Below are 22,355 nucleotides of genomic sequence, written 5' to 3' on the forward strand. Positions count from 1 at the left end.
CGAACCGGAGCCCCCTGCGCCGACCGACGCCCGCCTCGGTGCCGGGCGGTGACAGCCCGCCGTGGTCGGGAGCAGCTCCAGCGCGTGGCGCTGGGCCTGGGCGTCCACGTCCTCCCGGGATAGCGAACTTCTACCGCCGTGACGCCGTCGGCTGCCTCCCGCTGGAGGGGCATCGCCCCTGCATGTTCGGCTGCGCCCAGAGCCATCACCGCGCCATGCCCGAACTGGACCGCTTCGCCCGACTCATTGTCAGCATGTCCGCAACCGAATGGGAGTGAGCCCGGCGCGGGGGCAGTAGTCGCACGGCTGCCTTCCCGCGCCGGTCGTCCCGCTGGTGGGGATGGGTGGGTGGGCGGTGGCCCGAGCGGCTTGTTCGACGAGGGTGGTGACCGCGCCGGGGTTGGTGAGCATGATCAGATGGGGGCCGTTCACCTCGATGGTGTGCGCGTCGGCTCGGGTTGCCATGAAGCGTTCGAGGTCGGGTGCGATGGCGCGGTCGTTCTTTGCCACCATGTACCAGGACGGGATGGTCTGCCAGGCCGGGGTGCCGGAGGGTTCGGTGACCGCGTCCAGGCTCAGCGGCTTTTGCTCGGCTGCGAGGGCCTGCTCCTGGGCGGGCGGGAGTTGGTTGTTGAGGAAGACGGCGGGGTACTTGGCCGGGTTGATGGTCAGCTCCGTGCCCGTGCTGCCGCCGGGCTGCGGGTAGCTCGTCGGGATGGCCGGGACGGCTGGGATGCTCCGGCCCGGCGCCGAGCCGTTGAGGCTGGCCAGCGAATCGCCCTGGGCTGGTGCGAAAGCGGCGATGTAGACGAGGGCCTTGACGTTGGGGTTGCCTACGGCGGCGTTGGTGATGACTGCGCCGCCGTAAGAGTGGCCGACCAGGACGACCGGACCGCTGATCTGGTGCAGGACGGCGGAGATGTACTGGGCGTCCGAGTCGAGTCCGCGCAGCGGGTTGGGGGGCGCCATGACCGGAAAGCCCGCCTTCTCCAGCCGCTCGACCACCGGGGTCCAGCCCGCGGCGTCTGCCCAGGCGCCGTGCACCAGCACGATGGTGGGCTTGACGCCGTGCCGGTCAGCGGCGGCCTGGGCGTACGCGGTACCGGCCGGGGCCGGGCCGGCCTTGGCGTTCGGGGTGAACGCGATCGTCGAGAGCAGGGCGACAGTGACCGCGGCGACCAGGCCGGCGGTGCGTGCGTGGCGTATCACTTCTGGTTCTCTCCTCATCGAGGTGCCTGTGCGACATGGGCCGTGCGATGTGCGGTCATGCGAGGACCGGGGCCCACGACGGGCGGAGGGCCATGTTCGTCGTGCCCGTCGGCCACCAGGCCGACGGGGCGCGCGGCGGGGCCGTCGGGCAGGAGTAGGGGCCGGCGCCTCGCCGCTTCGCCTCGCTGAGCGCGTGCGGTGCTATCGGGTGGCGAGGTATCCGCCGTCGACTGGCAGGGTCACGCCGTGGATGTGCGAGGCCCGGTCGCCGGCCAGGAAGACGACGGCGTCGGCGATGTCGGCGGCGGTGCCCGGCCGGCCCGCGGGGGTGGTGGCCGTGTACTTGTGCAGCATGTCGTGGAAGGCAGCGTTCTCGTCGGTCATCGTGGGTCCGGGGAGCACCGCGTTGACCCGGATGCCCTGCGGGGCCAGTTCCGCGGCCCAGGAAGCTGTGAGCGAGTGCAGGGCCGCCTTGGTCGCGCCGTACAGGGCGGAGACGGCGGCGCCGACCGCGCCGCTGATGGACCCCACGTTGACCACTGCGCCGCCGCCGGCCTGGGCCATGGCCGGGGCGAGTGCGGCCGTCAGCAGGACCGGAGCCTTGACGTTCACCGCCAGTGCCAGGTCGGCCAGTTGCTCGTCCACGTCGGTGAGCGACTGCGCGGGGATGAGTAGGGCGGCATTGTTGACCAGCAGGTCGATCGGTCCGCCGGCCGCGGTGGCCGCCTCCTGTGCCAGACGCGTGGCGGCTCGGCCGCCCTCGGCGAGGTCGGCGCGCACGAAGTGGCCCGCGCCGCCCGCCGTACGGATCGTGTGGACGACCGCGGCGCCGCCCTCCTGGTGGCGGCCGGTGACCACGACGGTGGCCCCTTCGCGGGCGAGGGCCGTCGCGATCGACCGGCCGATGCCGGACGTGGAGCCGGTCACCAGGGCACGGCGGCCGGCCAGGTTCGTACGCAGACCGGGGATGGTGGTCATGAGCTGAGCCTTTCGGTGGGAGTGGCGATGGCGTGGTCGGCGGCAGGCACAAGGCTGTTGTGGAGGGATGGGCGGGCGAGCAGGGCCGCCCCGAGGATCAGCTCGAACGCCAGGATCGCGTACACCGAGATCCGTTCGGGTACGCCGCCGGCGGCGTGGTAGAGCGGGCGGTCGGCCTGCAGCAGCGCGAACGAGGCCAGCCCGAGCACCCCGAGCGCTGCGACTGCCACGCGCGGGCGCCGCGGGATGCCCGGGCGCTCGCCACGGACACCGATCACGATCGGGATCGCGTTGCCGGCCAGGATCGCGGCGGCGGCTCCGATGCTGTGGACCACGATCACCCCGTTGTGCAGGGCCGCCGACGACTCGTGGAAGAAGCCGACGAGAATCACCCCCACGCCGTGGACGATCGCAAGAGCGAGCAGCACGCTCTTCAGGCGCCCCGCTACAGCGGTGCGCAGCAGCACGGCGGCTGCGATGAACAGCACGCCCTGGGCGACGAACGCGATGTCCATCAGCAGGTGCAGCGGCGAGTCGACGACCCGGCCGTCGAACACGTCCCCGGCGACCGGGTTACCGAGATCGCTAATGAAGCCGACGGCATAGCTGTACGGAGGGTCACGCCACGCGGCGGCGGCGAGGTACTCCAGCAGCACGTACTGCAGGGCGGCGAGCACGAGCAGCACGCCCGCACCGCGGAAGGCGGGTGTTTTCTGGACTTTCACGTCCATTAGGCTGGCACGCAGAATTTGGACTCTCAAGTCCAGAAAGCTAGGATCGCGCCATGCCCACACGCAAGGGCGAGGCGACCAAGGCCCGCATCCTCGAAGCCGCCACCGATCTGCTGGTCACCGGTAACGACATCAACCTCGACGAGGTCATGAGCCTGACCGCTACCAGCAAGGGGCAGCTCTTCCATTACTTCCCCGACGGCAAGGAGGAACTGCGCCGCGCCGCCGCCGAACGCCACCTCGCGCGCCTCGCCCAGCAGGAGGCACCTGCCGCCCTCTCCACCTGGCAGGACTGGGAGTCCTGGATCGAGCAGATCCTGCGCCTGCACGCGCAGCAGACGAACGCGGACGCCTGCGAGGTCGCGGCCCTGGCCGGCCGGGCACTCGACACCGACCAAACCACCCGCCATCTGGTCGGCCGCATGTACGAGCAGTGGACCACCCAACTGGCCAACCAGCTCACCACCATGCAGGCACACGGCCTCCTACGCGACGACGCGCCCGTCACCGACCTCGCCTCCACCGTGCTGGCCGCACTCCAGGGCGGTGCGGTCATCGACAAGGCCACCGGATCCACCCTGCATCTCACCCGTGCCCTGCGCCAGATCCTCACCCTGCTCCGCTCCTGGGCCACGTAACCGCAACGGGCACCCCTCGCCCGACCCGAACCCCAACCCTCCGCAACCCCGCTCGCATCGACGAAGAGGCGTCAAGCGCCACTTCCAAGGGAGCGGCGGTGGAGCCCGCAGAAGCCACCGAGCCAGGAGGGTCCTCTCGATCACCCAGCGGTGGCGGCCCAGGCGGGCCAGCGAGTCGGTGGCGCGGCAGGCGATGCGGTGTGCGATCTGCCGTCGTCGCAGGGTGAGACGCTCTGCGACAGATCGGTTCCGATCGCCCTGGAGGGCATGGACTTCCCGGCACCCGTCATCGAGGTCACCGTCGAGCCTAAGTCGAATGGCGACCAGGAGAAGCTAGACGTCGCTATCCGACGCCTGGCCTAAGGCCTGTCTGACAAATGATCATCTGGTTGGTTCGCGGAGCCAGAGGATCATGGAGGCTAGGACGACTCCGGCGCGGTAGCGGTCGGCGAGCTTCTCGAACCTGGTCGCGATGGCGCGGAACTGCTTGAGGCGGGCGAAGCATCGTTCGACCACGTTCCGGTCGCGGTAGATCTCCTTGTCGAACGCTGGCGGTCGGCCGCCGAAGCGCCCTCGGCGTTGGCGGTTGGCCGCCTGGTCGCGGCGCTCGGGGATCGTGGCGGAGATGCCCCGGCGCCGCAGCAGGTGGCGGATCGCCCGGCTGGAGTAGGCCTAATAGGCGTCGTGGGTCGGCTTTTTGGCGGTCCTGGCAGGGGCCGGGCGGGACGTCTGGTCTGTAAGCGGCGCCTGGGAGCGCTTCGACAAGAGGGACGCATGCGCGGCCCCTGCTGTTTGGTACGCGGTCGTCGTACGGTGCCGTTGTTCGAGCCGTTCCCAGGGCCACCTCCTGATCAGCCGGAGCCGTGGAGCTCTTCACGAGAGCGAGGACCCCGGGGGCAGCTGGGGCCACGGACGGCTGATGGGGTGGTGCGCCCGCGAGCGCTTCTATTAGGTCGCCGGGTGGTCCTGCCGCGGCTCGACGCCGACGGACAGCGAAGGCTCGAAAGGGGTGCGCATGCACGTGACCTGCGGGATCGACTGGGCCGAAGACCATCACGACGTGGCGGTGGTCGACTCCGAAGCCCACCTGCTGGGCAAGCTTCGGATCAGTGATGACGCGGCGGGCTTCCAGGACCTGCTGCGACTGCTTGCCGAGCACGGCGACAGCCCGGACGATCCGATCCCGATCGCGATCGAGACCTCGCGCGGGCTCCTGGTGGCTTGTCTGCGGGCTTCCGGGCGTCGGGTCTTCGCAATCAACCCGATGGCCGTGGCGCGCTACCGAGACCGGCACGTCGTCTCTCGCAAGAAGTCCGACCACCAGGACGCCGTCGTCCTGGCGAACATCCTGCGCACCGACGCCGAACTCCACCGGCCTCTACCGGGCGACTCCGACCTGGTCAAGGCGATCGCCGTCCTCGCCAGAGCCCAGCAGGACGCGGTCTGGGACCGCACCCGCGCCCACAACCGCCTGCGCTCGCACCTGCGCGAGTACTACCCGGCGGTCCTGGAGGCGTTCGCCGGCAAGCGCGAGCGGCTGCTGTCCCGTGAGGCCCGCGCGATCCTGGCGATCGCCCCCACCCCGGCCGAGGCCGCCAAGCTCACCCGCAGCCAGCTCAAGGCTGCCGTCATGCGGGCCGGCCGCCAGCGCCGGATCGAGGCCGAGACTGACCGGCTGCTCGAGGTGTTCCGCCAGCCCTGGCTGCACCAACCGGCCCTGGTGGAAAGAGCGATGGGACGCCAGACACTCGCTCTGCTCGGCCAGCTCGAGGCGGCCTGCCAGGCCTGCGACGACCTGGCGCGCGCCACCGAGGAGCTCTTCCTGCAGCATCCCGATGCGGAGATCATCACGAGCTTTCCGGGCCTGGCCGTGCTCACCGGCGCCCGGATACTCGCCGAGATCGGCGACGACCGCACCCGGTTCGACACCGCTCGGGATCTGAAAGCGTATGCCGGAAGTGCCCCGGTGACGCGGGAGTCCGGCAAGAGCCGGCGCGTCAGCCATCGCCGGATCAAGAACAGTCGCCTGGCCGCGACCGGCAGGCACTGGGCCTTCGCAGCGCTCACCGCCTCGCCCGGCGCCCATACCCACTACAACCGGCGACGGGAGACCGGTGACCGCTACTACGCGGCCCTCCGTCACCTGTTCAACCGCATGCTCGGTCAACTCCACCACTGCTTGACTAGCCGCCAGACGTTCGATGAGGCGATCGCGTTCGCCCCGCCGAAGCCGTCACCACTCGCTGCAACTGCTTGACCCGATAGCTGCATGGGGTGTCTTGTCGCCCAGCACGCGATCCGGTGTCGTGCGCGGGACGCGGATGCCGTCGAGGGCCTGGCCGAACGTGGTGGCGTCGTTGACGTTGCCCGGGGTGAGCACGATCGACAGTGGCAGGCCGCGGCCGTCGACGGCGAAGTGGACCTTGGTGGTCAGCCCGCCTCGGGAGCGGCCGAGGGCCTGGCGCGCTTGCGAGCAGCCCGGATCTTCCAGTTCGTCCCCGTCCGCACCCCCTTTTTGCGGGCGCCGGCAGCGTGCTGGTGGGCCCGGTTGACCGTGGAGTCGACCGCGACGCTCCACTCCACCCGCCCCACCGCGTCATCGCGGACCTGGACGTGTTCCAGCAGCTTCGCCCACGTGCCGTCCGCCTCCCAGCGGGCGAACCGCTCGTAAACGGTCTGCCACGACCCGTACCGTTCCGGGAGATCGCGCCACGGAGCCCCGGTCCGCAGTCGCCACAGCACCCCGTTGACCACCGGCCGGTGATCACGCCACGGACGGCCACGCCCGTCCACCTGCGGCAACAGGGGCTCTATCCGCTCGCACGCCACGTCCGTCAACTCGCCCCGACCTGCCACAAGATCAATTATCAGACAGGCCTTAGGCGCGTATTCGCCGTGATCACGTGGTGGTCTCGGCCATCGGCCGGGACGAGCGCCGGCGGGCGATACCTGCGCACGCCGCTGCCACCGCGCTCACCTCTCTGACCGGTACGGCGCCGATGCTGGTCACCGGCGACAACCCGCGCGCCGCCCGCCGGCTCGCCGCCGAAGTCGGCATCAGCGACGTGCGCGCAGGACTGCTGCCCCAGGACAAGGTCACCGCCGTCAGGGACCAGGAAGAGGCCGGGCGGAAGGTGCTGGTGATCGGTGACGGCGTCAACGACGCCCCCGCCCTGGGCGCCGCCCACACCGGCATTGCGATGGGCCGGGCCGGCTCCGACCTCGCGCTGGAGACCGCCGACGCCGTCATCGTTCGCGACGAACTCGAGGGATCGACGGTCATCGTCGGACTCAACGGCCTGCGGCTGCACCGTCCCGACTTCCTCGGCCCCCACCGAAGGCGTGGGGTGGAGTTCCGCGTCGGTGGCGACATCCCGGCCGGGCGTGTTGCTCCGGCCTCCGGACGAAGGTCGCCGGGTGAGGCGTGTTGTCGCGCCTGCCGGTGGCGGGATCCCGTTCCCGCCACCGGCAGGCCCACGTGCGTGGAGGCCCGTGCCTGGGCACGGGCCTCCGACGATGCCGGGTGTCAGTTGCTCATGCCGGTTGCAGCGTTGAGCAGGGTGCTCGACGAGTCGTCGCCGTCGAGGGAGTAGATCATGACGCCTCCCAGGCCCATGGTCTTGATGTACTGCCGTTTGTCGGCGAGGGAGTCGGGAGTCTCGATGCTCCAGAAATTGGTTCCGTCGTAGATCCAGGTGCTCCTGGACTGTTGGTCGTAGTAGTAACTGCTGGCCAGTCCAGCTGCTTTGAGTTCCTTCCAGACGGCGGTTCCCGGCTGCTTGGAGAGCGGGAAGGGGGCGGTGGGGCCGGTGACGGACTGGTAGCGGCCGTGCTGTCCGCCGTCGGGGGCGCCGGTCCAGCCGCGCCCGTAGAACGGGACGCCCAGGGCCAGCTTGCCAGCCGGGAAGCCGCCGCCGAGGTAGTGGGTGACCGCGTCGTTGACGGTGAAGCCGGTTCCGAAGGCCGGGCTTGCCGGGCTGTCGTACAACGGGGCCTGGAAATTGGTGGGCCCGTTGGTCTCGAAGGCGCCGTGCATGTCGTAGGTCATGACGTCACCCAGGTCGAGGGCGTTGGCAACGCTCGGGAGGTCGAGGTTGTTGATCTCACGGGGTCCGGCAGGCAGCGCGGCGGTGAGCATGTGCTGGCCGCCGAGGGCGTTGAGTTCGGCGCGGAACTCGTTGAGCAGGGCGGTGTAGTTGGCCCCGTCCTGCGCGGAGACGTGATTGCCCGCGTGGCCGTTGGCACTGCCGGGGAACTCCCAGTCGATGTCGAAGCCGTCGAAGACCCCGGCCGCAGCGCCGTTGCCGCCGGCCGGGTCGTCGCCGACAGTCGGCAGGTTGCCCTTGATGTACATGTCGATGCAGGAGCTGACGAACTTCTTGCGGGCGGCATCGGTGGCGGCGGCGTCCGAGAAGTACTTCGAGTAGGTCCACCCGCCGATCGACACCAGGACCTTCAGGTTCGGATACTTGGTCTTCAGCTGCTTGAGCTGGTTGAAGTTGCCCCGCAGCGGCTGGCTCCAGCTGTCGCTGCTGCCGTCCACGCTGATGTCGGAGGTGTAGATCTTCTGGTAGTCGGCGTAGGCGTCGGCGGAGCCGTCATTCCCGGTGGTGTCGCTCTCGTCTGACGATGACGGCTTGTTCGCCGCCATGCAGGTCAGGTTGACCGGGTCGATGTTCTCGAACGCGTAGTTGAGGACGGTCAGCTTGCCCGCGATGCCTTCGGTGTCGAGGTTCTTCGGGTAGAAGGCGTTGGCATACGTCGACCAGCCGGTGTAGTAGCCGACCCGCTGCGCGGGCTGACCGGGGTCGGGGGTGGCGATGCGCAGGTACGACTCGAACCGGTCGGGATCCGTGTCGCGCTGCGGTGAGCCGGTCAGGTCGAACGGGCTGAGGATGAACTGCTGGTTGGGGTTGCCGTTGCAGTTCCAGGCGTCCAGGTAACCGTTGTCGGGGTTGCTGGGAGCCCCCGCGACGTCCATGCACAGGTTGGGGTAGAGAACGCTCTGCAGGACCACCTGACCGTCGACGAGCTGAATGGCTTGCCAGAGCTGGCTTGTCCCGCCGCTGCAGTCCCACAGGACGAGCTTGCGGCCGGCGGTGACGTTCCGGTCGCTCTGGTAGATGTCGATGCAACGGTGGCTGCCCACGCCCTCGAACGTGACGGTGTTGCCGCCGTGCCAGTGGGGGATCCAGCCCTGGTTGCTCAAGCCGTTGCGATGCCAGGAGACGATGTCCGTGTCGTTGGCGGTTCGCTCGTGGTACGCGTCCAGCACACCGCCGTCGATCGCGGCCCCGATCGTGACCGTCGCCGGCGTGATCCGCGACAGGTCGTCAGGATGCGCGAGTTGCTCGTTGCTCGGGTGGGCGGGCGTGATGACCCACCGCTCGTTGGGGGTGTTCTCGCAGCTGTACAGGACGACATTCGCGGTGAGGTTGGGGTCGCTCTGGCCGCCCTCGATGTTCATGCACAGACTGGGCAGCAGCACGCTCTGGAACTGGTACTGGTCGTTGCCCAGGGGTACGGGTGTCCATCGCTGGCTGGCCGTGTCGGAGCAGTCCCAGAGCGAGAGGGAACGGCCGGAGCCCGGATTCTGCTCGCTGTTGGTGATGTCGATGCACCTGCCGCTGCCCTCGCCCTGGAAGCGGACCGTGTTGTCGCCGTAGAAGTCCAGCGTCCAGCTCTGGTTGCTCTGTCCGTTGCGGACGTAGGAGTCGATGGGGGTGAGGTTGGCGGTTCTCTCGTGGTACACGTCCAGTACGCCGCCGGCGGCCATGCTCTCCACCGCCCGTCCCCCGACGGACTGCGTGTGGGTCGCTGCGGCTGTCAACTGGCCGAGGAGCACGGGCATGTGATCGGAGTCGAGGAAGTCCCGGTTGATGTTGACCATCGGTGCGACCATCACACCTCCCGGGTTGCCGTTGGAGTACACCGCGTAGTCGAGCTCACCGGCGTCCCGATGGGTCGCCTGCCCGCTGCTGAAGATGCCGGCCCCGGCAGGCAGTCCCGCCGCCTGCAAAGAGGCCGGCTCCCGGTTCCAGTCGCCGAGGGCGACCCAGTCCTCACCCTGCCCGCGGCTCGCCACGAATCGGCTGATGTTCGTCAGCAGCCCGGGAGCGTCACTGCCGTGCGAGCCCGACAGGGCATGGACGGTGAAGTACCAGGTGCCGCCGAATCGCAGACCCAGCGTCGCGCGCGCCGCCCAACCGGTCTGCGGCCCCAGGGGGTTGGGGAGGACGACGACGTCGTCCGCTCCCCGTTCCGTGACAAAGCCGATGTTGACACGCCCGCCGCCCCACGCGTCGCCGTTGGGATCCGTCTGCAGGAAGTACACGTCATGGTTGATGCCGCCAGAGGCCCACTGGCCGTGGCGCACCTGCTGCGGACCGCCGGCGTTCGCATAGGGCGGCAGGGTGCCCTGGAGGCCGGCCGCGGCCGGAACGGGCAACAGGCCGCCGTTGGCGACGGTGAGGAACTCCCTGGTGGTCCCGCGCGCCTGCGGCGGTAGGTCCGATCCCATCTCCTGAAGCGCCAGGATCGGGGGTGTCACCGCCCCGTTGACCATGTTGCCGATGTTGACGGTCCACTTGTTCTGGCCGCCCGACTGGGCGCCCTGCATGTTCCAGGTGATCAGCGGCGGCGTGCCGGGAACGGCGGCAGCCGGCGCTGCGGTCATAAGGCCCAGCAGGCCCGCCGCCAGTGTGAGTACGAGTGAGACGGCGATATTTCGCTGTCGGCCACGGCCTGTTGAATCGGTCAAAGCAGGTATCTGCATTGCCAGTTACTCCTATTCCAGGGACATGCCATACGCAGATGACTGCCCTTGAACGACCTGCGGTGTGCTGGCTGGATCTTCCAGCTCGTCATACGGGCGAAGACATGCTCGGCAGGGGCAGGACCCCCCGGTGGGGGGCGTTGTGTTCCGCTTTCCAGGCCGGAAGTTCACACCGGCCGTGTTCACGGCGGTACGGGACGACCGAGCGATGCTCCGGTAGCCGCCGCCCGTGAGCACCGCGGTCCTGCCACGGAATCCTTCGCGCTGAACAGCTCCCGCGCCTTGCAGCCAGCGCAGTTGCCGGGCAGAAGTCGACCGGTCGCGACGACGGGTCGGTGGTGGTGTCGATGGCGAGGTGTCAGGCGGCAGCCGGGTGTCGGCGTCCACGGAGACGAAGGACTCCTGTATCGACGGCCGTGAGAGTGTGGCTGGCGCCGCCGGGGCGACCACATCCAGCCCGTCGGCCAGCAGCTCGGGGACAACCTGGGCGGAGCCGGACGCACCGGCGAAAGCACCGTGCACCGGGACGATGGCAGGGTCGTCTGATTCGGACATGGCACAATTTCCGCTCGACTGGGCTTCGCCAAGTCTGAGCCGGTCAGCGGGTTCCGCTTTGTCTGCCAGTGCATCCGAATCGGTCCCGGAGTGCACAGATACCGCCGCGTCTGCTTCAGAGGCGTTTGATTGACCGAGCCTGGTTCATCCTGGATCCTCGCGGATCATGAGGGTGTGGCGCACGGCTGCGGTGGCCTGCTCGCTGAGCGGCGCGGGCATGGCCGAGCGAGCCGCCGCCTGGCACGGGGTGCTCGCCGGCGCGGCTTGCACCGTGATCCCGGACAGCCGAGGTCACCGGGCTGGCCGCGGCCGAGCAGCGGTGCTGCCCGTTCTTCGACTTCCGGCTCCATCTCGACGGCCCGGACCTGCATGTGGAGGTGCGGGCACCCGGTGACGGAGCCGCCCTGCTCGGCGAGTTGTTCGGTCCGGCCGCCTGACGGGCTTCGGCGGTGGTGTCAGCAGCCGAGGCGGCGCTTGGCGCGGCCCAGCAGCGGCATGACGATCAGCGAGTTGACGGACAAGCCGATGCCGAGCCAGCTGGTGGACCCTCCACGGTAGGGGCGAGCGGTCCCGCGTACTGCACCGATCAGGGTTCTCCCAGCTCAGCCTTTCCCTCCGGAAGAGCCGTACCCTTCTCAGAACGGGCCGTGGAGGCTGCCCAGTCTGTCGGTCAGGCGCAGGTTCTCGGAGTAGTCGACGCGGCAGGCGATCACGGAGACCGTGTCGTCGTCGAGGGCGCGGCGCAATGCGGGCAGCAGTTGGCCGGCGGTCTCGATGGCGTAGCCGTGTGCGCCGAAGCTCTCGGCGTAGGCGACCAGGTCGGGGTTGGCGAACCGGGTGTGGCTGTGGCGGCCGAGTTCGAGTTCCATCTTCCAGGTGATCAGGCCGTATTCCTCGTCCACCAGGACGAGGACGACCAGCGGAACGCGTTCGCGGACGGCGGTTTCCAGTTCCTGGGAGTTCATCAGGAACGAGCCGTCGCCCATCATCGCCAGGACTCGTCGGTCCGGCCGGGCGAGCCTGGCGGCGATGGCGCCCGGCAGCGCGAAACCCATGGTGGACAGGCCGTTGGAGACCAGGCAAGTGTCTGGTTCGTAGGTCGGGTAGAGGCGGGACATCCACATCTTCCCGGCCCCGGTGTCGGCGAGAACGATGTCGTGGCGGTCCAGGGCGGTGCGGACATCGTGCACCACGCGCTGCGGCACCAGGGGGAACGCGTCGTTGTCGCGTCCGTACTGGAGCTCTTCGTCGAGCAGTGTGCGGATCTCGGCGCTGCTTGCGGAGTCGTAGGTGAGTCCTTCGGGCAGTGCTGCCGCGAGGGCGTCCAGTGCCTGTGAGGGGTCTCCTTCGATGCCCACGGCGACCGGGTAGTGGGCGTCGACCTCGGCGGGGAAACGGTGCACGTGAACGATTCGTTTGTCGCCGTGCGGGTTGATCTTGACGGGGTCGAACTCCTGGATCTCATAGCCCACGCAGACCAGCACGTCGGCGGTGTCGAAGCCGAAGTTGCCGTAGTCGTGGCGCATGAAGCCGACCGCGCCGAGGGCGTTCGGGTGGTCGTCGGGGAAGACGCCCTTGCCGTGGAACGTGGTCGCGACCGGGAGGTCCAGCCGCTCGGCGAACCGCACCAGAGCGGCCGAGGCCCGGGCTCTGGCGGCGCCGTGGCCTGCCAGCACGACGGGGTGCCGAGCCGTGGCAAGCACCTCGGCCGCCCGCGCGATCTGGGTGGGCGAGGGCGCGTCGGTGCGCACCGCGTCGATCTGCAGGGGTGCAAGGGGTTCTGCGGGACGTTCGGCCTCGATGTCCTCCGGCACTGCCAGGAACACGGCACCGGGGCGCTCGCTCTGCGCGGTCTTGAACGCCTTGCGTGTCATCTCCGGCACCGCGTCCGGACACTCGATGCGGGCTGCCCACTGGGTGACCGGGGCGAACATCGACACCAGGTCGATCACCTGGTGCGACTCCTTATGGATCCGGCGCAGCGACCCCTGCGCGGCCAGGGCCACCATCGGCGCGCTGTTGGTCATGGCGTCCGCGGTACCGAGCAGGAGATTGATCGCACCAGGTCCCAGCGTGGCCGAGCACACGCCGGCCCGGCCGGTCAGCCGCCCGTAGATCTCCGCCATGAACGATGCGGCCTGCTCATGGCGCACCAGGATGTACCGGATCCCGGAGCCGTTCAGCGCGTCGACGAAGCGGATGTTCTCCTCGCCGGGAATCCCGAAGACGTACTCCACGCCCTCGGCCCGCAGACACCGCACCAACAGATGCGCCACGTCCTCCGCCGCTGCCGCGTCCCACGACCGGCTCGCGCCTTCGGTACCCATGAGACGAACGTAGGCACGTCCGCATGCCCCGGCCACTCATCGGCCGCCGACCGAGGTAGCCGGGCGGACACCGATGCCTCGAGCGTGCCGGGGCCGTTCGGCGGCGTCGGGGTGGCGGCGGCCGCGGGCTGCCCACACGCTGGCGCCGGATGTGGACGTGCGCCGCCGGGCATCGTGCTGCGCGGCAACCAGCGCTCCGCCTGGGACGCAGGCTGCCGCCGCGACGGGCCGGTCGCGGATCAGCCGCAGTTGTTCGCGGTCGGTGATCAGCGCGAGGAGGGCGGCGCCGAGCGCGGCGACGCGATCGGTGTCGTGCCTACGAGAGGCTTTTGAGCATGATCGTGGCTAGCGGGCCAGAGGACGCCGGATTCTGTCCGGTGTACAGGTTGCGGTCAACCACCGTGTATGACTCCCACATCGGGCCGCGGGAGTAGTCTGTGGGAAGGTTTCTGACCTCGTCCTCCATGAGCCACTTGGCCTTGTCGGCGAAGCCGACGCCCGCCTCCTCGTCGTTCGTGAATCCGGTGACGCGGTAGTTGGAAAACGGCGTGTCACCCTTCTCGTCCCGGGTGGCGAGCAGCGCCGCCGGGGCGTGGCAGACGAGGCCGAGCGGCTTGCCGGACGCGAGGGCCCTCCTCAGCAGCAGCCCGGAATCAGCATCGCACCAGAGGTCCTCCATGGGGCCGTGGCCTCCTGGGTAGTAGACCGCGTCGTAGTCACGGAGGTCCACGTCCTTGATCGGGATGGCGTGGCGAAGCTGCTCGGCCTCTTCGATGATGCCTTCCTGCTCGACGGATGCATCTTCTCCCCCTGTGAAGCGGGGTCGCAGGCTCATCGTGTCGCAGACGGGTACGACACCGCCCGGGGTGGCGATGGCGACCTCGTGGCCGGCCCCGGTGAACACGCTGTACGGACTTGCGAACTCCTCAGCCCAGTACCCGGTCGGTTGCCGGTGGCCGTCTTTGAGCGTCCAGTAGCTTGCTCCGGTCATCACGAAAAGGATCTTGGCCATGAGAGAACGCCTTTGAAGGTTGGAGGAATCTGATACCAGTGAAAGCGGTTCGGGTCGCGATCCGGCGGGACTCGGCCGCGGAGTTGGTCAAGAGCAGGTGGGATCAGTGATGAGGTGGTGGCAGGCATGGTCTTCCCCCCAGTACCGGTCCGCCGGTACCTCGACCGTGCCCATGCTGTCGAATTCCTGTCGCTTTCCGCTGGACTGGATCCTGATCGGCAGGTCTTTCATCGCGGGAGTTGACTGGTTGTCGCTCATCGCAGGTCCTCCGGATCGCTCGTGGGGTAGACCGGCTCCCACATCGCGTCCTGGACGGCCTGAGCGAGGTTGGCGGGGGACCTCGTTGCGACACCGTCCTTCGCTGCGGCGCGGGCGACGGCGAGCGCGACGGTCGCGGACGAGGCCCTGAGGTTTGAGACCGGCGGCAGGAGTGATGCCCCAGGCCGTGACACATCGACCTGGCTTGCCACTGCTTCGGCGGCAGCGAGCAGCATGCTGTCCGTCACGTGGCGGGCACCGGACACGATCGTGCCGAGGCCGAGTCCGGGGTAGAGGAGGGCATTGTTGGCCTGCCCGATCTCGTAGGAGACGCCGTTGTACTCCACCGGTTCGACGGGGATGCCGACTGCGATCAGAACCCTGCCCTCGGACCAGTGCAACGCGTCCGACGGCATGACCTCGATGCGGCTCGTCGGGTTGGACAGCGGCAGGAGGATTGGGCGCTCGACGCCGGCTGCCAGCGCCCTCACGACCTCCTCAGTGAACGCGTTGTGAGCGGTAGAAGTACCGATGAGGATGGTTGGCTTTACGCGCTTGACAGTGGTGAGCAGATCGATCTCACCGTCAGACCACTCGCTGACCTCGGACTTCGGCCGTGCATACACCTGCTGATAGTCAGGCAGATCCTGCATGTCGTCGGTCACCAAGCCGTCGATGTCCACGAGCCAGATGTTGCTCTTCGCCTCTTCGGGCGATGCGCCGTCACGCAACATGGCTGCGTAGATCTGGTCGGCCATACCGGTCCCAGCGGTTCCTGCGCCGAAGACCACCAGGCGCTGCTCGGACCAGCGTCCCCCGGTCACCTTCAGAGCCGAGAGGACCGATGCCATGACGATCGCGCCGGTGCCCTGCATGTCGTCGTTGAAGATCCGATACTTGTCGGCGTTTTCCACCAGGATCCTCCGGGCGTTCGACGGCCCGAAGTCTTCAAAGTGCAGGAGCGCGTTCGGGAACAACTCGGACGCTGTCTCGAGGTAGAGAGCGATGAAGTCGTCGTACTGCTTTCCGGTCACCCGTGCGTGCCGGTTTCCCAGATAGGAGGGGCTGTTGAGCAACTGCTCGTTATCTGTCCCCACGTCAAGATTGACGGCGATGACCCGGTTCGGGTGGATGCCGGCCGCGGCGGTGTAGACGGCGAGTTTGCCGATGGAGATGTCGGTCCCGTTGACGCCCCAGTCCCCGATACCCAAAATCTCCTGGGCGTCGGATACGACGACCAGATCGACATCGTCCGCACCAAGGCCGAGCGACTCGAACGAAGCTCTCACGTCCTCGGGACGGTCGATCGACAGGTACACCGCGCGCGAGTCGCGGTAGTCGACGGACCACTTCTCGATCGCTTCGCCGACGGTGGGGTCGTAGACCACGGGCAGCAACTCGTGCAGGTGGTCGGCGAGCAGCTTGAAGTACAGCACCTGATTGCGGTCGTGGACCTCATTGAGGTAGATGTACTTGTGCAGGTCGGAAGGCTGCTGCTGGAGCTGTGTATAGGCCCGGTCGGCCTGCTCGTCGAGACTCTCGACGGCTGCTGGCAGTCGCCCGGTGATCCCAAGCCTCGCCCGCTCCTCCAGGGTGTACGCGGTGCCGCGATTGCGATAGCGATCCTGCAGCACGGTCGGCTTGACAGGCATTGATGTCCTTTCGGCGTTTCGTGAGTGTTGTGCGCTCGTGGCAGTGCATGGCTCGGAGTGTGACAGCCCGGTCCACCGTTGGTCTTCACGAAATGACTGCTGTTGCTTTCCACAACCCGGCCGTCCTCGGGCACGAGCACTCATCCAGCAGGGGAGGGCGGGCGGTGCGCGACCACCGGGGCAGAGCTCAGGAACCTCTTCTGCCCGCGGTCACCTGCGGAGTGGGGGTCACGCGGCGACAGGAGTCTCCGGCTTCATTTCGTAGGAATGCTGGATGGCCGGGTGTCGGGTCCCAAGGCCGTCCGTGATCTTGCGCTCCCACGGAACCGCCTGAAGATGCTTGGTCTCTTCAAGCATCGACTTGGGCTCCAAATTGCGGTAACTGTCTACCTCGCCGGCAGCGACGGCCGTCAACGTCGCATAGACCGCTTCAGGGTCGAACTGCGCGCGGGGGAAGGAGAGCTTGGAGTAGTCAAAGAGCCGCTGGGACGGGTCATCTTCCCAGCTCTCCCAGGTCTGGAACATGCGGTCGTTGAACCCGGTCAAGAAGGGCCCAGGGTTGACCGTGGCGACTTCGATTTTGTGCTCCTGCAGCTCGTAGGCCATAGTCTCGGCGATCGCCTCGACTGCGTGCTTGGAGGCGGAGTAGATGCCGGTGAACGGGTTGACGTTCAGGCCCTCCCTCGAGGAAACCCAGACGATGCGGCCTGCCCCGCGCTTGATCATCTGCTTGGCGATCCCCTGGGTGAGAACCAGGGGCCCGGTGACGTTGACCTCGAACTGGTGCCGAATGTTCGACTCGGGAATGTCAACTGTGGAGCCGCCTTCGCCGACTCCGGCGTTGTTTACGAGGATTTCCACACCCCAGTTGAGGGCCTTGCGACGGTCACCGTCGTTCGTGACGTCGAGCTTCTCGACCTGAAGCCTGACTCCGCGCTCGACTGCCTGCCACTTCAGTGTTTGCACCTGGGCGTAGATCTCCACCCCCGCAATCACGTCGAAGCCCTTCTCCGCCAGGCGCATAGCGGCTTCGAGTCCGAAGCCGGTGCCAGCTCCCGTGATAAGGACCTTCCTAAGTTCCGCATTCGCCATGCCGAGTGCATCCTTTCATGGTGTTGGTCCCGCAGTCGTCGACGCTTTGACCGTTCACCGAGAGTCGCCTGAGGCGCGCTGACACGCTGGCTGTCGTGCGCGAGGACGCTCTCTCGGGGTAGCAGGCGAGACATTCTGGCCGGGAGCGTCGCACGATTATGATCGGCGCAGTCCACTGGGGACGGCAATCCAAGTAGGCCAATCGGGTATTGGCAGCGCGGGAGGGGGCAATGCTCAAGAGCTAATAGCAGTGCGGCACAATTGATGACCTCTGCTCAGAACTCCGACAGGCGTGAAAAAATGACGGAGCGTCCGATCATCATCGTCTGCGGCGGGTTGGTCGACGCAGGCGCAAAGCAGGTTCTGGCCGGCCTGGAGGGTACGGCTCCCCGCAGTGAGCGCGCCGCTCCGCGAGGCGAGCGATAGTGCAAATTGGGTGTATTTACGGCTCTTGTCAGGTGGTCATGGCGTGGATTCACGGCTATCGCAACCACAAGTCCTGTGACAGGTGAGGTCCTCAGGAGGTTCGACGAACTGACTCCTGAGGAGCTGGAGGACAAGCTCGCCCGGGCGACGGGAGCGGCCGCCTCGTACCGACTGACGAGCGTCGAGGAGCGGGGTGGCTGGAGTGGTGTAGTCCGCGCGAGTCGGTCCTGGTCGAGGGTGCACGGGAGGATGGAGGACTCCAGGCCGCTGGGGTGCGTTCGCTCGGATGGCCCGTACGCGGAGACGAGCCGACTGGTGTCCTCGACTCTGGGATCCCGGGCGTCGCCTGACGCCTTCGCGCCGAAGGAGTGGCATGCGAATATCCTGGAAGTCGCGCCGCGACTTGAACATCGTTCGTTGGGGTGCGGCATTTCTGGCGGTATCGGGAACCGCCTCCGTCCTGGCGGCCGTAATGGTGCAGGCCGGTGGTCCGAGCGGTGATCCCGGCAGGGAGAAGCCCATCATCGTGCTCGTGCACGGTGCCTTCGCCGACGCGTCGAGCTGGAACGGCGTCGTGGAACGGCTCCAGAAGAACGGCTACAAGGTGGCCGCACCGGCCAACCCCCTCCGCGGAATTCCCCAGGACTCGACCTACCTCGCGAGTTTCCTGGAGTCCGTCAAGGGACCGATCGTCCTGGTTGGTCATTCCTATGGCGGAGAGGTGATCTCGCAGGCTGCCGTCGGAAACGACAACGTCAAGGCCCTCGTGTACATCAACGCGATCATGCCCGATGCGGGAGAGTCGTTCTCCAGTCTCTCGGCGAATTTCGCTCCCCCTGAACTCACCAAGGCTTTGAAGCAGGTGCCCTTCCGCAATGGCGACGGGACTACCGGCACAGACGTGTATGTACAGCCGGACAGACTGCACCTGGTCTTCGCCGAGGACCTGCCCACGAGTCGGACCGACATTCTGGCAGCCACACAGCGTCCGATCGCGCTGTCGGCGTTCACGGACAAGCTCACCGGCGCCGCATGGCGGAACAAGCCCGTCTACGCCCTTGTCGGCAAGCAGGACCAAGCGATCAATCCGAGTCTGGAGCGATTCGAAGCGAAGCGGGCGAATGCCCGCAAGACGGTGGAGATCGACTCCTCGCACGTGTCCCTCGTCTCCCAGCCGGAGGCCGTCAAAAACCTGATCGTCGACGCCGTCGAGGACTACATGCGGACATAGCGCCCCCCAACCAGCCCGCGGCGTCAAGACCTCGGCGGCGGGAGACCAGAGCCGTCCGTGTGAGTCGCTTCGCTCACTGGGCTCATCCCTGGGCCCGCACCTCCTGCGCCGCCGCGGATTCCAGCCGTTCGCCGTTCCCCTCGCGCGCTGACGGCTGCCGCGCCGAGTGCCGACCGCAACCTCGGACCAGTTGCACCGTACGGCTTTACGAATCGGGCGATATGTCCGTAATTCCGGCCCTCGGCGAGGGCGGCCGCGGTCCCCCTTGAGTCATCCCCTTTCGGAAGGTGTGCTGCATGTCCACGGAAACCCTTGCCAAGCCACTGACCGGCCGCGTGGCGGTCGTCACCGGAGCCTCCAGCGGCATCGGCGAGGCCTCGGCCGAACATCTGGCGGGGCTGGGCGCACGCGTCGCCGTTCTGGCGCGGCGCGCGGACCGGCTGAACGAGCTGGTCTCCCGGATCGAGAAGAGCGGCGGCACCGCCCTGGCGATCGCTGTCGACGTGACCGATGCCGCGGCCGTGGGGTCGGCCGCCGGCCGGGTGGCGGCCGAGCTGGGCGGTGCCGACCTGCTGTTCAACAACGCGGGCGTGATGCTGCCCGCCCCGATCGAGGAGCTGGCCACCGACCAGTGGCGGCGTCAGATCGACCTCAACATCACCGGATTGATGAACGTCATCGGCGGGTTCATCCCGCAGTTGGTCAAGGCCGCCGGGGAGCGAGGCGTGGCCGACCTGATCAACACCTCGTCGATCGCGGCGCAGAACATCTTCCCGAACTTCGCCGTGTACTCCGGCACCAAGGCGTACGTCACCCACCTCTCGCGTCATCTGCGTGTCGAGCTGGGCGCCAAGAACGTGCGGGTGTCGGCGCTCGAGCCGGGCATCGTCGCGACCGAGCTGCAGAACCACGTCACCGATGACGGTGCGCTTCAGTGGCTGGAGGACTCCAAGGAGGCGATGGAGTGGCTCACGCCGCAGGACATCGCTGAAACCGTCGGCTTCATCGCCACGCTGCCACCGCGCGTGAATCTCCAGCAGGTCACGATCATGCCGACCCGCCAGCCCAACTGACCCTCCCGGCACCCCTGCAGGGCCCGCCCGCGGCCTCGGGTTCTCATGAACGTCGCAACACCCAGCCAGCGGGCAGGCGATGAAGGACAGAATGATCACCACCGAGGGGCGCCCGACCGGCAAGCGGGTGCCCCCGAGGTGAAGCAGCGGTTCATCTACCTGATACACGAAGGCGTGAGCAAGAAGGCCGCCACCCGCCGGGCCTTGGCTGACGCAGCTCCGCGGCTCTTCCTGGAGCGGTGGATACGAGCAGGTCGGCATCCGCGAGATCGCGGATGCCGCCGACGTGTCCATCACCACGCTCTTCAAGCACTTCCCGGTCAAAGAGGCCCTCGTCTTCGACGAGGACGCCGACCAGGAAGCCCGCCTGCTCGCCGCCCTGCGCGAGTGCCCCCCAAGGCCAGTCCATCCCCGCGGCCGCCCGGCGAGGGTGACCTGGTGGAGCCTCTGAAGTCCGGTTCTGATGGTCCGTCAGGTTGCGTCGGTGCGGCGCTCGGTCACGCGGATCAGCAGCAGGGCCGACCAGTTGCCCGAAGGGGCGTACCTCGCGGTCCTTCGGCCCTACTCCAGGGTCTTCGCGGCGTTGCGGATGACGTCGAGGACGGCCTTGGGCTGCGAGAGCATCGGGACGTGGCTGCTGTCGAGGCTGACGGTCGTGGCCTTCATACGTTCGGCGGAAGCGCGCTCCCGGTCCGGGTTCACCGTGCGGTCCTGGGCGCCCACGATGTACCAGCTCGGCTTGGCTCGCCAGGCGTTGCCGGGAACCTGCTGGTTGAAGAGGTCCGCGGTCGGCGGGTTGGCGGTCGCCAGCACGAGCTTCTGTTCCTCCAGCGGCAGGTCGCCGCAGAAGTGGCCGATGCCCGACTCCTTGAGGTAGATGCGGTTGTCGGCCACCTCGAGGTGCTCGAAAACCGGCGAGCTGGGAAATGCGTCCAGGTGCTGCTGCGAGGTCTCGTCGTCGTCCGGGGCGAGCGCGCAGATGTATACCAAAGCGCCCACCCGGTCGTGCACGCCCGCCTTGGTGATCAGCGTGCCGCCGTAGGAGTGGCCCACGAGCACGACCGGGCCGGGCACGTGATTGATCGCGCGAGTGACGCAGGCAACGTCGCCTTCGAGCGAGTCGAGGCCGTGCTGCGAGGCGAAGACCTCGCGCCCCTCGGCCTGGAGCGCGGGGATGAGCTTTGCGAAGCACGAGCCATCAGCCCACAATCCGTGGGCGAACACGACGCTAGCCTTGCCTGCCATGCTTTCCTCCTGCGTCGGTACAGGACAGTGAAGAACCAATTCATTGGATCTTCACTGCCTTCTCTAGGTGGGTACTACGGGTTCCGCTCTCCGGCATACAGGGGCTTCTGCTGCTCCCCTGCGGAATCCGCCTCTGAGTCCCCGATATATCAGATGAGGGGTGAATGTGCTCGCTGGCGCGTGCATTCGACTCCCCCTCCCCCTCGGGTCGACTTGACGATTTCAAGGACAGCGGAGCTTTTTTATTGTGCCCATCCGGTGCGGCTGATTCGCGCAACTCGTGTTCCGTGAAGGTCGGTCGGACCTGGCGTGGTGCGGCGTTGCCGTGGTGCTGACGGGCACGGGGTCGTCAGCCACGCTGGTTCGCGCCTGCTGGCGGATCTGGCCGATGCCACCACACTGACCAGCACCTTCTCCGAGGCACTGCGGCGGCTGCGCCCGGTGTCGTCGTCCGAGCCGGCCGCGCTATAGGAGACTCGTCCTTCGAAGTCCGTACGCAAGAGGAGACTGGCCAGGCCGTCATCGCCGACATGAGCGAGCCGCGCCTCGACGGGCTGATCGACCGCATGAAGCGGGAGTTCAAGGTCGAGGCCAACGTGGGCAAGCCTCAGGCCGGGCGCAGCCAGTAGCCCAGGCCGGATACAGCACGACACGAGCACGCGTCATGCCCCGGGCCGCGTTGCGTCTACTGCAACATCGTTTCATCGGTTACGCGCGCGGTCTCTGAGCTCGGGAGAGGGGGCCGACCGTGGGTCGGCCCCCTCGGAAGTCAGCAGGTCAACGGTCGGTGCCGGGCACGTCGAGTGTTGCATCGGATGCAACACCGCTCATTAATCCAGGTAGATGCCGGCGAAAGTGCCGTCGAAGCCGAGGGCCACCCGCGCGGCATCGGTGGTGGCGTGGCAGGTCCAGGTCGGGTTGGCGATCATCGCGTCGAAGTCCTGGCGGGTGATCTCCGGCTCCAGCCACTCGTTTCCGCAGCGGCAGCGGACCCACACGTTGCGGCGGTGGTTGAGCAGCAGCCAGTCTCTGCGGGCGCGGCAGGCGGAACACGTCACCGGCATGCCGCGCAGCGCGAGTTCGGCCGGTTGCAGCAGACCGCGGACGGCCTCCAGGCCGTTGGGGGTCTGAGTCTCGTACTCCAGTTGCAGGA

The 22,355-nt window shown here is 67.7% G+C and carries 15 protein-coding genes and 6 pseudogenes; 7 read left to right on the forward strand and 14 right to left on the reverse strand.

The window, feature by feature from the left end; genetic code table 11:
• Positions 1-249: 249 nt before the first annotated feature.
• From J0670_RS05790 to J0670_RS05800, 3 genes are all read right to left on the reverse strand, one after another.
• Complete coding sequence (locus tag J0670_RS05790; RefSeq protein WP_307806396.1) at positions 250-1,209, reverse strand: alpha/beta hydrolase; 960 nt, start codon at positions 1,207-1,209, stop codon at positions 250-252.
• A gap of 201 nt (positions 1,210-1,410) precedes the next feature.
• Positions 1,411-2,187 carry an SDR family NAD(P)-dependent oxidoreductase gene (locus tag J0670_RS05795; protein ID WP_243436581.1) on the reverse strand — a complete coding sequence of 259 codons (777 nt, stop codon included), beginning with the start codon at positions 2,185-2,187 and terminating at the stop codon, positions 1,411-1,413.
• A complete protein-coding gene (locus J0670_RS05800; RefSeq protein ID WP_207810284.1) occupies positions 2,184-2,918 on the reverse strand; it encodes a DUF998 domain-containing protein in 735 nt (244 codons plus the stop codon). Before J0670_RS05800 ends, J0670_RS05795 begins: the two co-directional genes overlap by 4 nt.
• Positions 2,919-2,971: 53 nt before the next feature.
• Here J0670_RS05800 and J0670_RS05805 point away from each other — a divergent pair, with 53 nt between their 5' ends.
• On the forward strand, positions 2,972-3,556 hold the full coding sequence (locus J0670_RS05805) for a TetR/AcrR family transcriptional regulator (RefSeq protein WP_207810285.1): 585 nt from the start codon (positions 2,972-2,974) through the stop codon (positions 3,554-3,556).
• Positions 3,557-3,664: 108 nt separating this feature from the next.
• Here J0670_RS05805 and J0670_RS05810 read toward each other — a convergent pair.
• A pseudogene (locus J0670_RS05810) lies at positions 3,665-3,787 on the reverse strand (IS5/IS1182 family transposase); the annotation flags it as partial.
• A 128-nt stretch (positions 3,788-3,915) separates the two neighbouring features.
• Positions 3,916-4,228: pseudogene (locus tag J0670_RS05815) on the reverse strand (transposase); the annotation flags it as partial.
• Between the two features lie 343 nt (positions 4,229-4,571).
• On the opposite strand from J0670_RS05815, the gene J0670_RS05820 reads away from it, so the two are divergent.
• Positions 4,572-5,813, forward strand: a complete 1,242-nt coding sequence (locus J0670_RS05820; protein ID WP_207810288.1) for an IS110 family transposase — start codon at positions 4,572-4,574, stop codon at positions 5,811-5,813.
• Between the two features lie 21 nt (positions 5,814-5,834).
• On the opposite strand, the pseudogene J0670_RS05825 reads toward J0670_RS05820, so the two are convergent.
• Positions 5,835-6,412: pseudogene (locus J0670_RS05825) on the reverse strand (IS5 family transposase); the annotation flags it as partial.
• A 32-nt stretch (positions 6,413-6,444) separates the two neighbouring features.
• Here J0670_RS05825 and J0670_RS38975 point away from each other — a divergent pair.
• Positions 6,445-6,864: pseudogene (locus J0670_RS38975) on the forward strand (HAD-IC family P-type ATPase); the annotation flags it as partial.
• A 218-nt stretch (positions 6,865-7,082) separates the two neighbouring features.
• Here the strand turns inward: J0670_RS38975 and J0670_RS05835 are convergent.
• The 6 genes from J0670_RS05835 to J0670_RS05860 form a co-directional block, all read right to left on the reverse strand.
• The gene (locus J0670_RS05835; RefSeq protein WP_207810290.1) at positions 7,083-10,232 is read right to left on the reverse strand and encodes a glycosyl hydrolase family 18 protein; all 3,150 of its coding nucleotides are present in this window, start codon (positions 10,230-10,232) and stop codon (positions 7,083-7,085) included.
• 1,289 nt (positions 10,233-11,521) lie between these two features.
• Positions 11,522-13,213 carry an acetolactate synthase large subunit gene (locus tag J0670_RS05840; protein WP_207810292.1) on the reverse strand — a complete coding sequence of 564 codons (1,692 nt, stop codon included), beginning with the start codon at positions 13,211-13,213 and terminating at the stop codon, positions 11,522-11,524.
• Between the two features lie 316 nt (positions 13,214-13,529).
• Positions 13,530-14,225 (reverse strand): type 1 glutamine amidotransferase domain-containing protein, encoded by a 696-nt coding sequence (locus tag J0670_RS05845; RefSeq protein ID WP_207810294.1) that lies wholly within the window; start codon positions 14,223-14,225, stop codon positions 13,530-13,532.
• An 87-nt stretch (positions 14,226-14,312) separates the two neighbouring features.
• Complete coding sequence (locus J0670_RS05850; RefSeq protein ID WP_207810295.1) at positions 14,313-14,483, reverse strand: hypothetical protein; 171 nt, start codon at positions 14,481-14,483, stop codon at positions 14,313-14,315.
• Complete coding sequence (locus J0670_RS05855) at positions 14,480-16,135, reverse strand: NAD-dependent malic enzyme (RefSeq protein ID WP_243436582.1); 1,656 nt, start codon at positions 16,133-16,135, stop codon at positions 14,480-14,482. Before J0670_RS05855 ends, J0670_RS05850 begins: the two co-directional genes overlap by 4 nt.
• Positions 16,136-16,363: 228 nt before the next feature.
• Positions 16,364-17,227 carry an SDR family oxidoreductase gene (locus J0670_RS05860; protein ID WP_207810299.1) on the reverse strand — a complete coding sequence of 288 codons (864 nt, stop codon included), beginning with the start codon at positions 17,225-17,227 and terminating at the stop codon, positions 16,364-16,366.
• A gap of 799 nt (positions 17,228-18,026) precedes the next feature.
• Here J0670_RS05860 and J0670_RS05865 point away from each other — a divergent pair.
• The 3 genes and pseudogenes from J0670_RS05865 to J0670_RS05875 all read left to right on the forward strand — a co-directional run.
• Positions 18,027-18,884: an alpha/beta fold hydrolase gene (locus J0670_RS05865; RefSeq protein ID WP_243436583.1), complete on the forward strand. Its 858-nt coding sequence runs from the start codon at positions 18,027-18,029 to the stop codon at positions 18,882-18,884.
• 296 nt (positions 18,885-19,180) lie between these two features.
• The gene (locus J0670_RS05870; protein WP_207810301.1) at positions 19,181-19,957 is read left to right on the forward strand and encodes an SDR family oxidoreductase; all 777 of its coding nucleotides are present in this window, start codon (positions 19,181-19,183) and stop codon (positions 19,955-19,957) included.
• Positions 19,958-20,095: 138 nt separating this feature from the next.
• Positions 20,096-20,382 (forward strand): annotated as a pseudogene (locus J0670_RS05875) (TetR/AcrR family transcriptional regulator); the annotation flags it as partial.
• A gap of 136 nt (positions 20,383-20,518) precedes the next feature.
• On the opposite strand, the gene J0670_RS05880 reads toward J0670_RS05875, so the two are convergent.
• Entirely contained in the window at positions 20,519-21,202 is a 684-nt protein-coding gene (locus J0670_RS05880; RefSeq protein WP_207810303.1) for an alpha/beta hydrolase, read from the reverse strand.
• Positions 21,203-21,675: 473 nt separating this feature from the next.
• Between J0670_RS05880 and J0670_RS05885 the strand changes: the two are divergent.
• A pseudogene (locus J0670_RS05885) lies at positions 21,676-21,813 on the forward strand (hypothetical protein); the annotation flags it as partial.
• Positions 21,814-22,032: 219 nt separating this feature from the next.
• On the opposite strand, the gene J0670_RS05890 reads toward J0670_RS05885, so the two are convergent.
• Complete coding sequence (locus J0670_RS05890) at positions 22,033-22,353, reverse strand: hypothetical protein (protein ID WP_307806397.1); 321 nt, start codon at positions 22,351-22,353, stop codon at positions 22,033-22,035.
• Positions 22,354-22,355: the final 2 nt, after the last annotated feature.

The organism is Streptomyces sp. FH025, assembly GCF_017427025.1.
Classification (GTDB): Bacteria; Actinomycetota; Actinomycetes; order Streptomycetales; family Streptomycetaceae; genus Kitasatospora.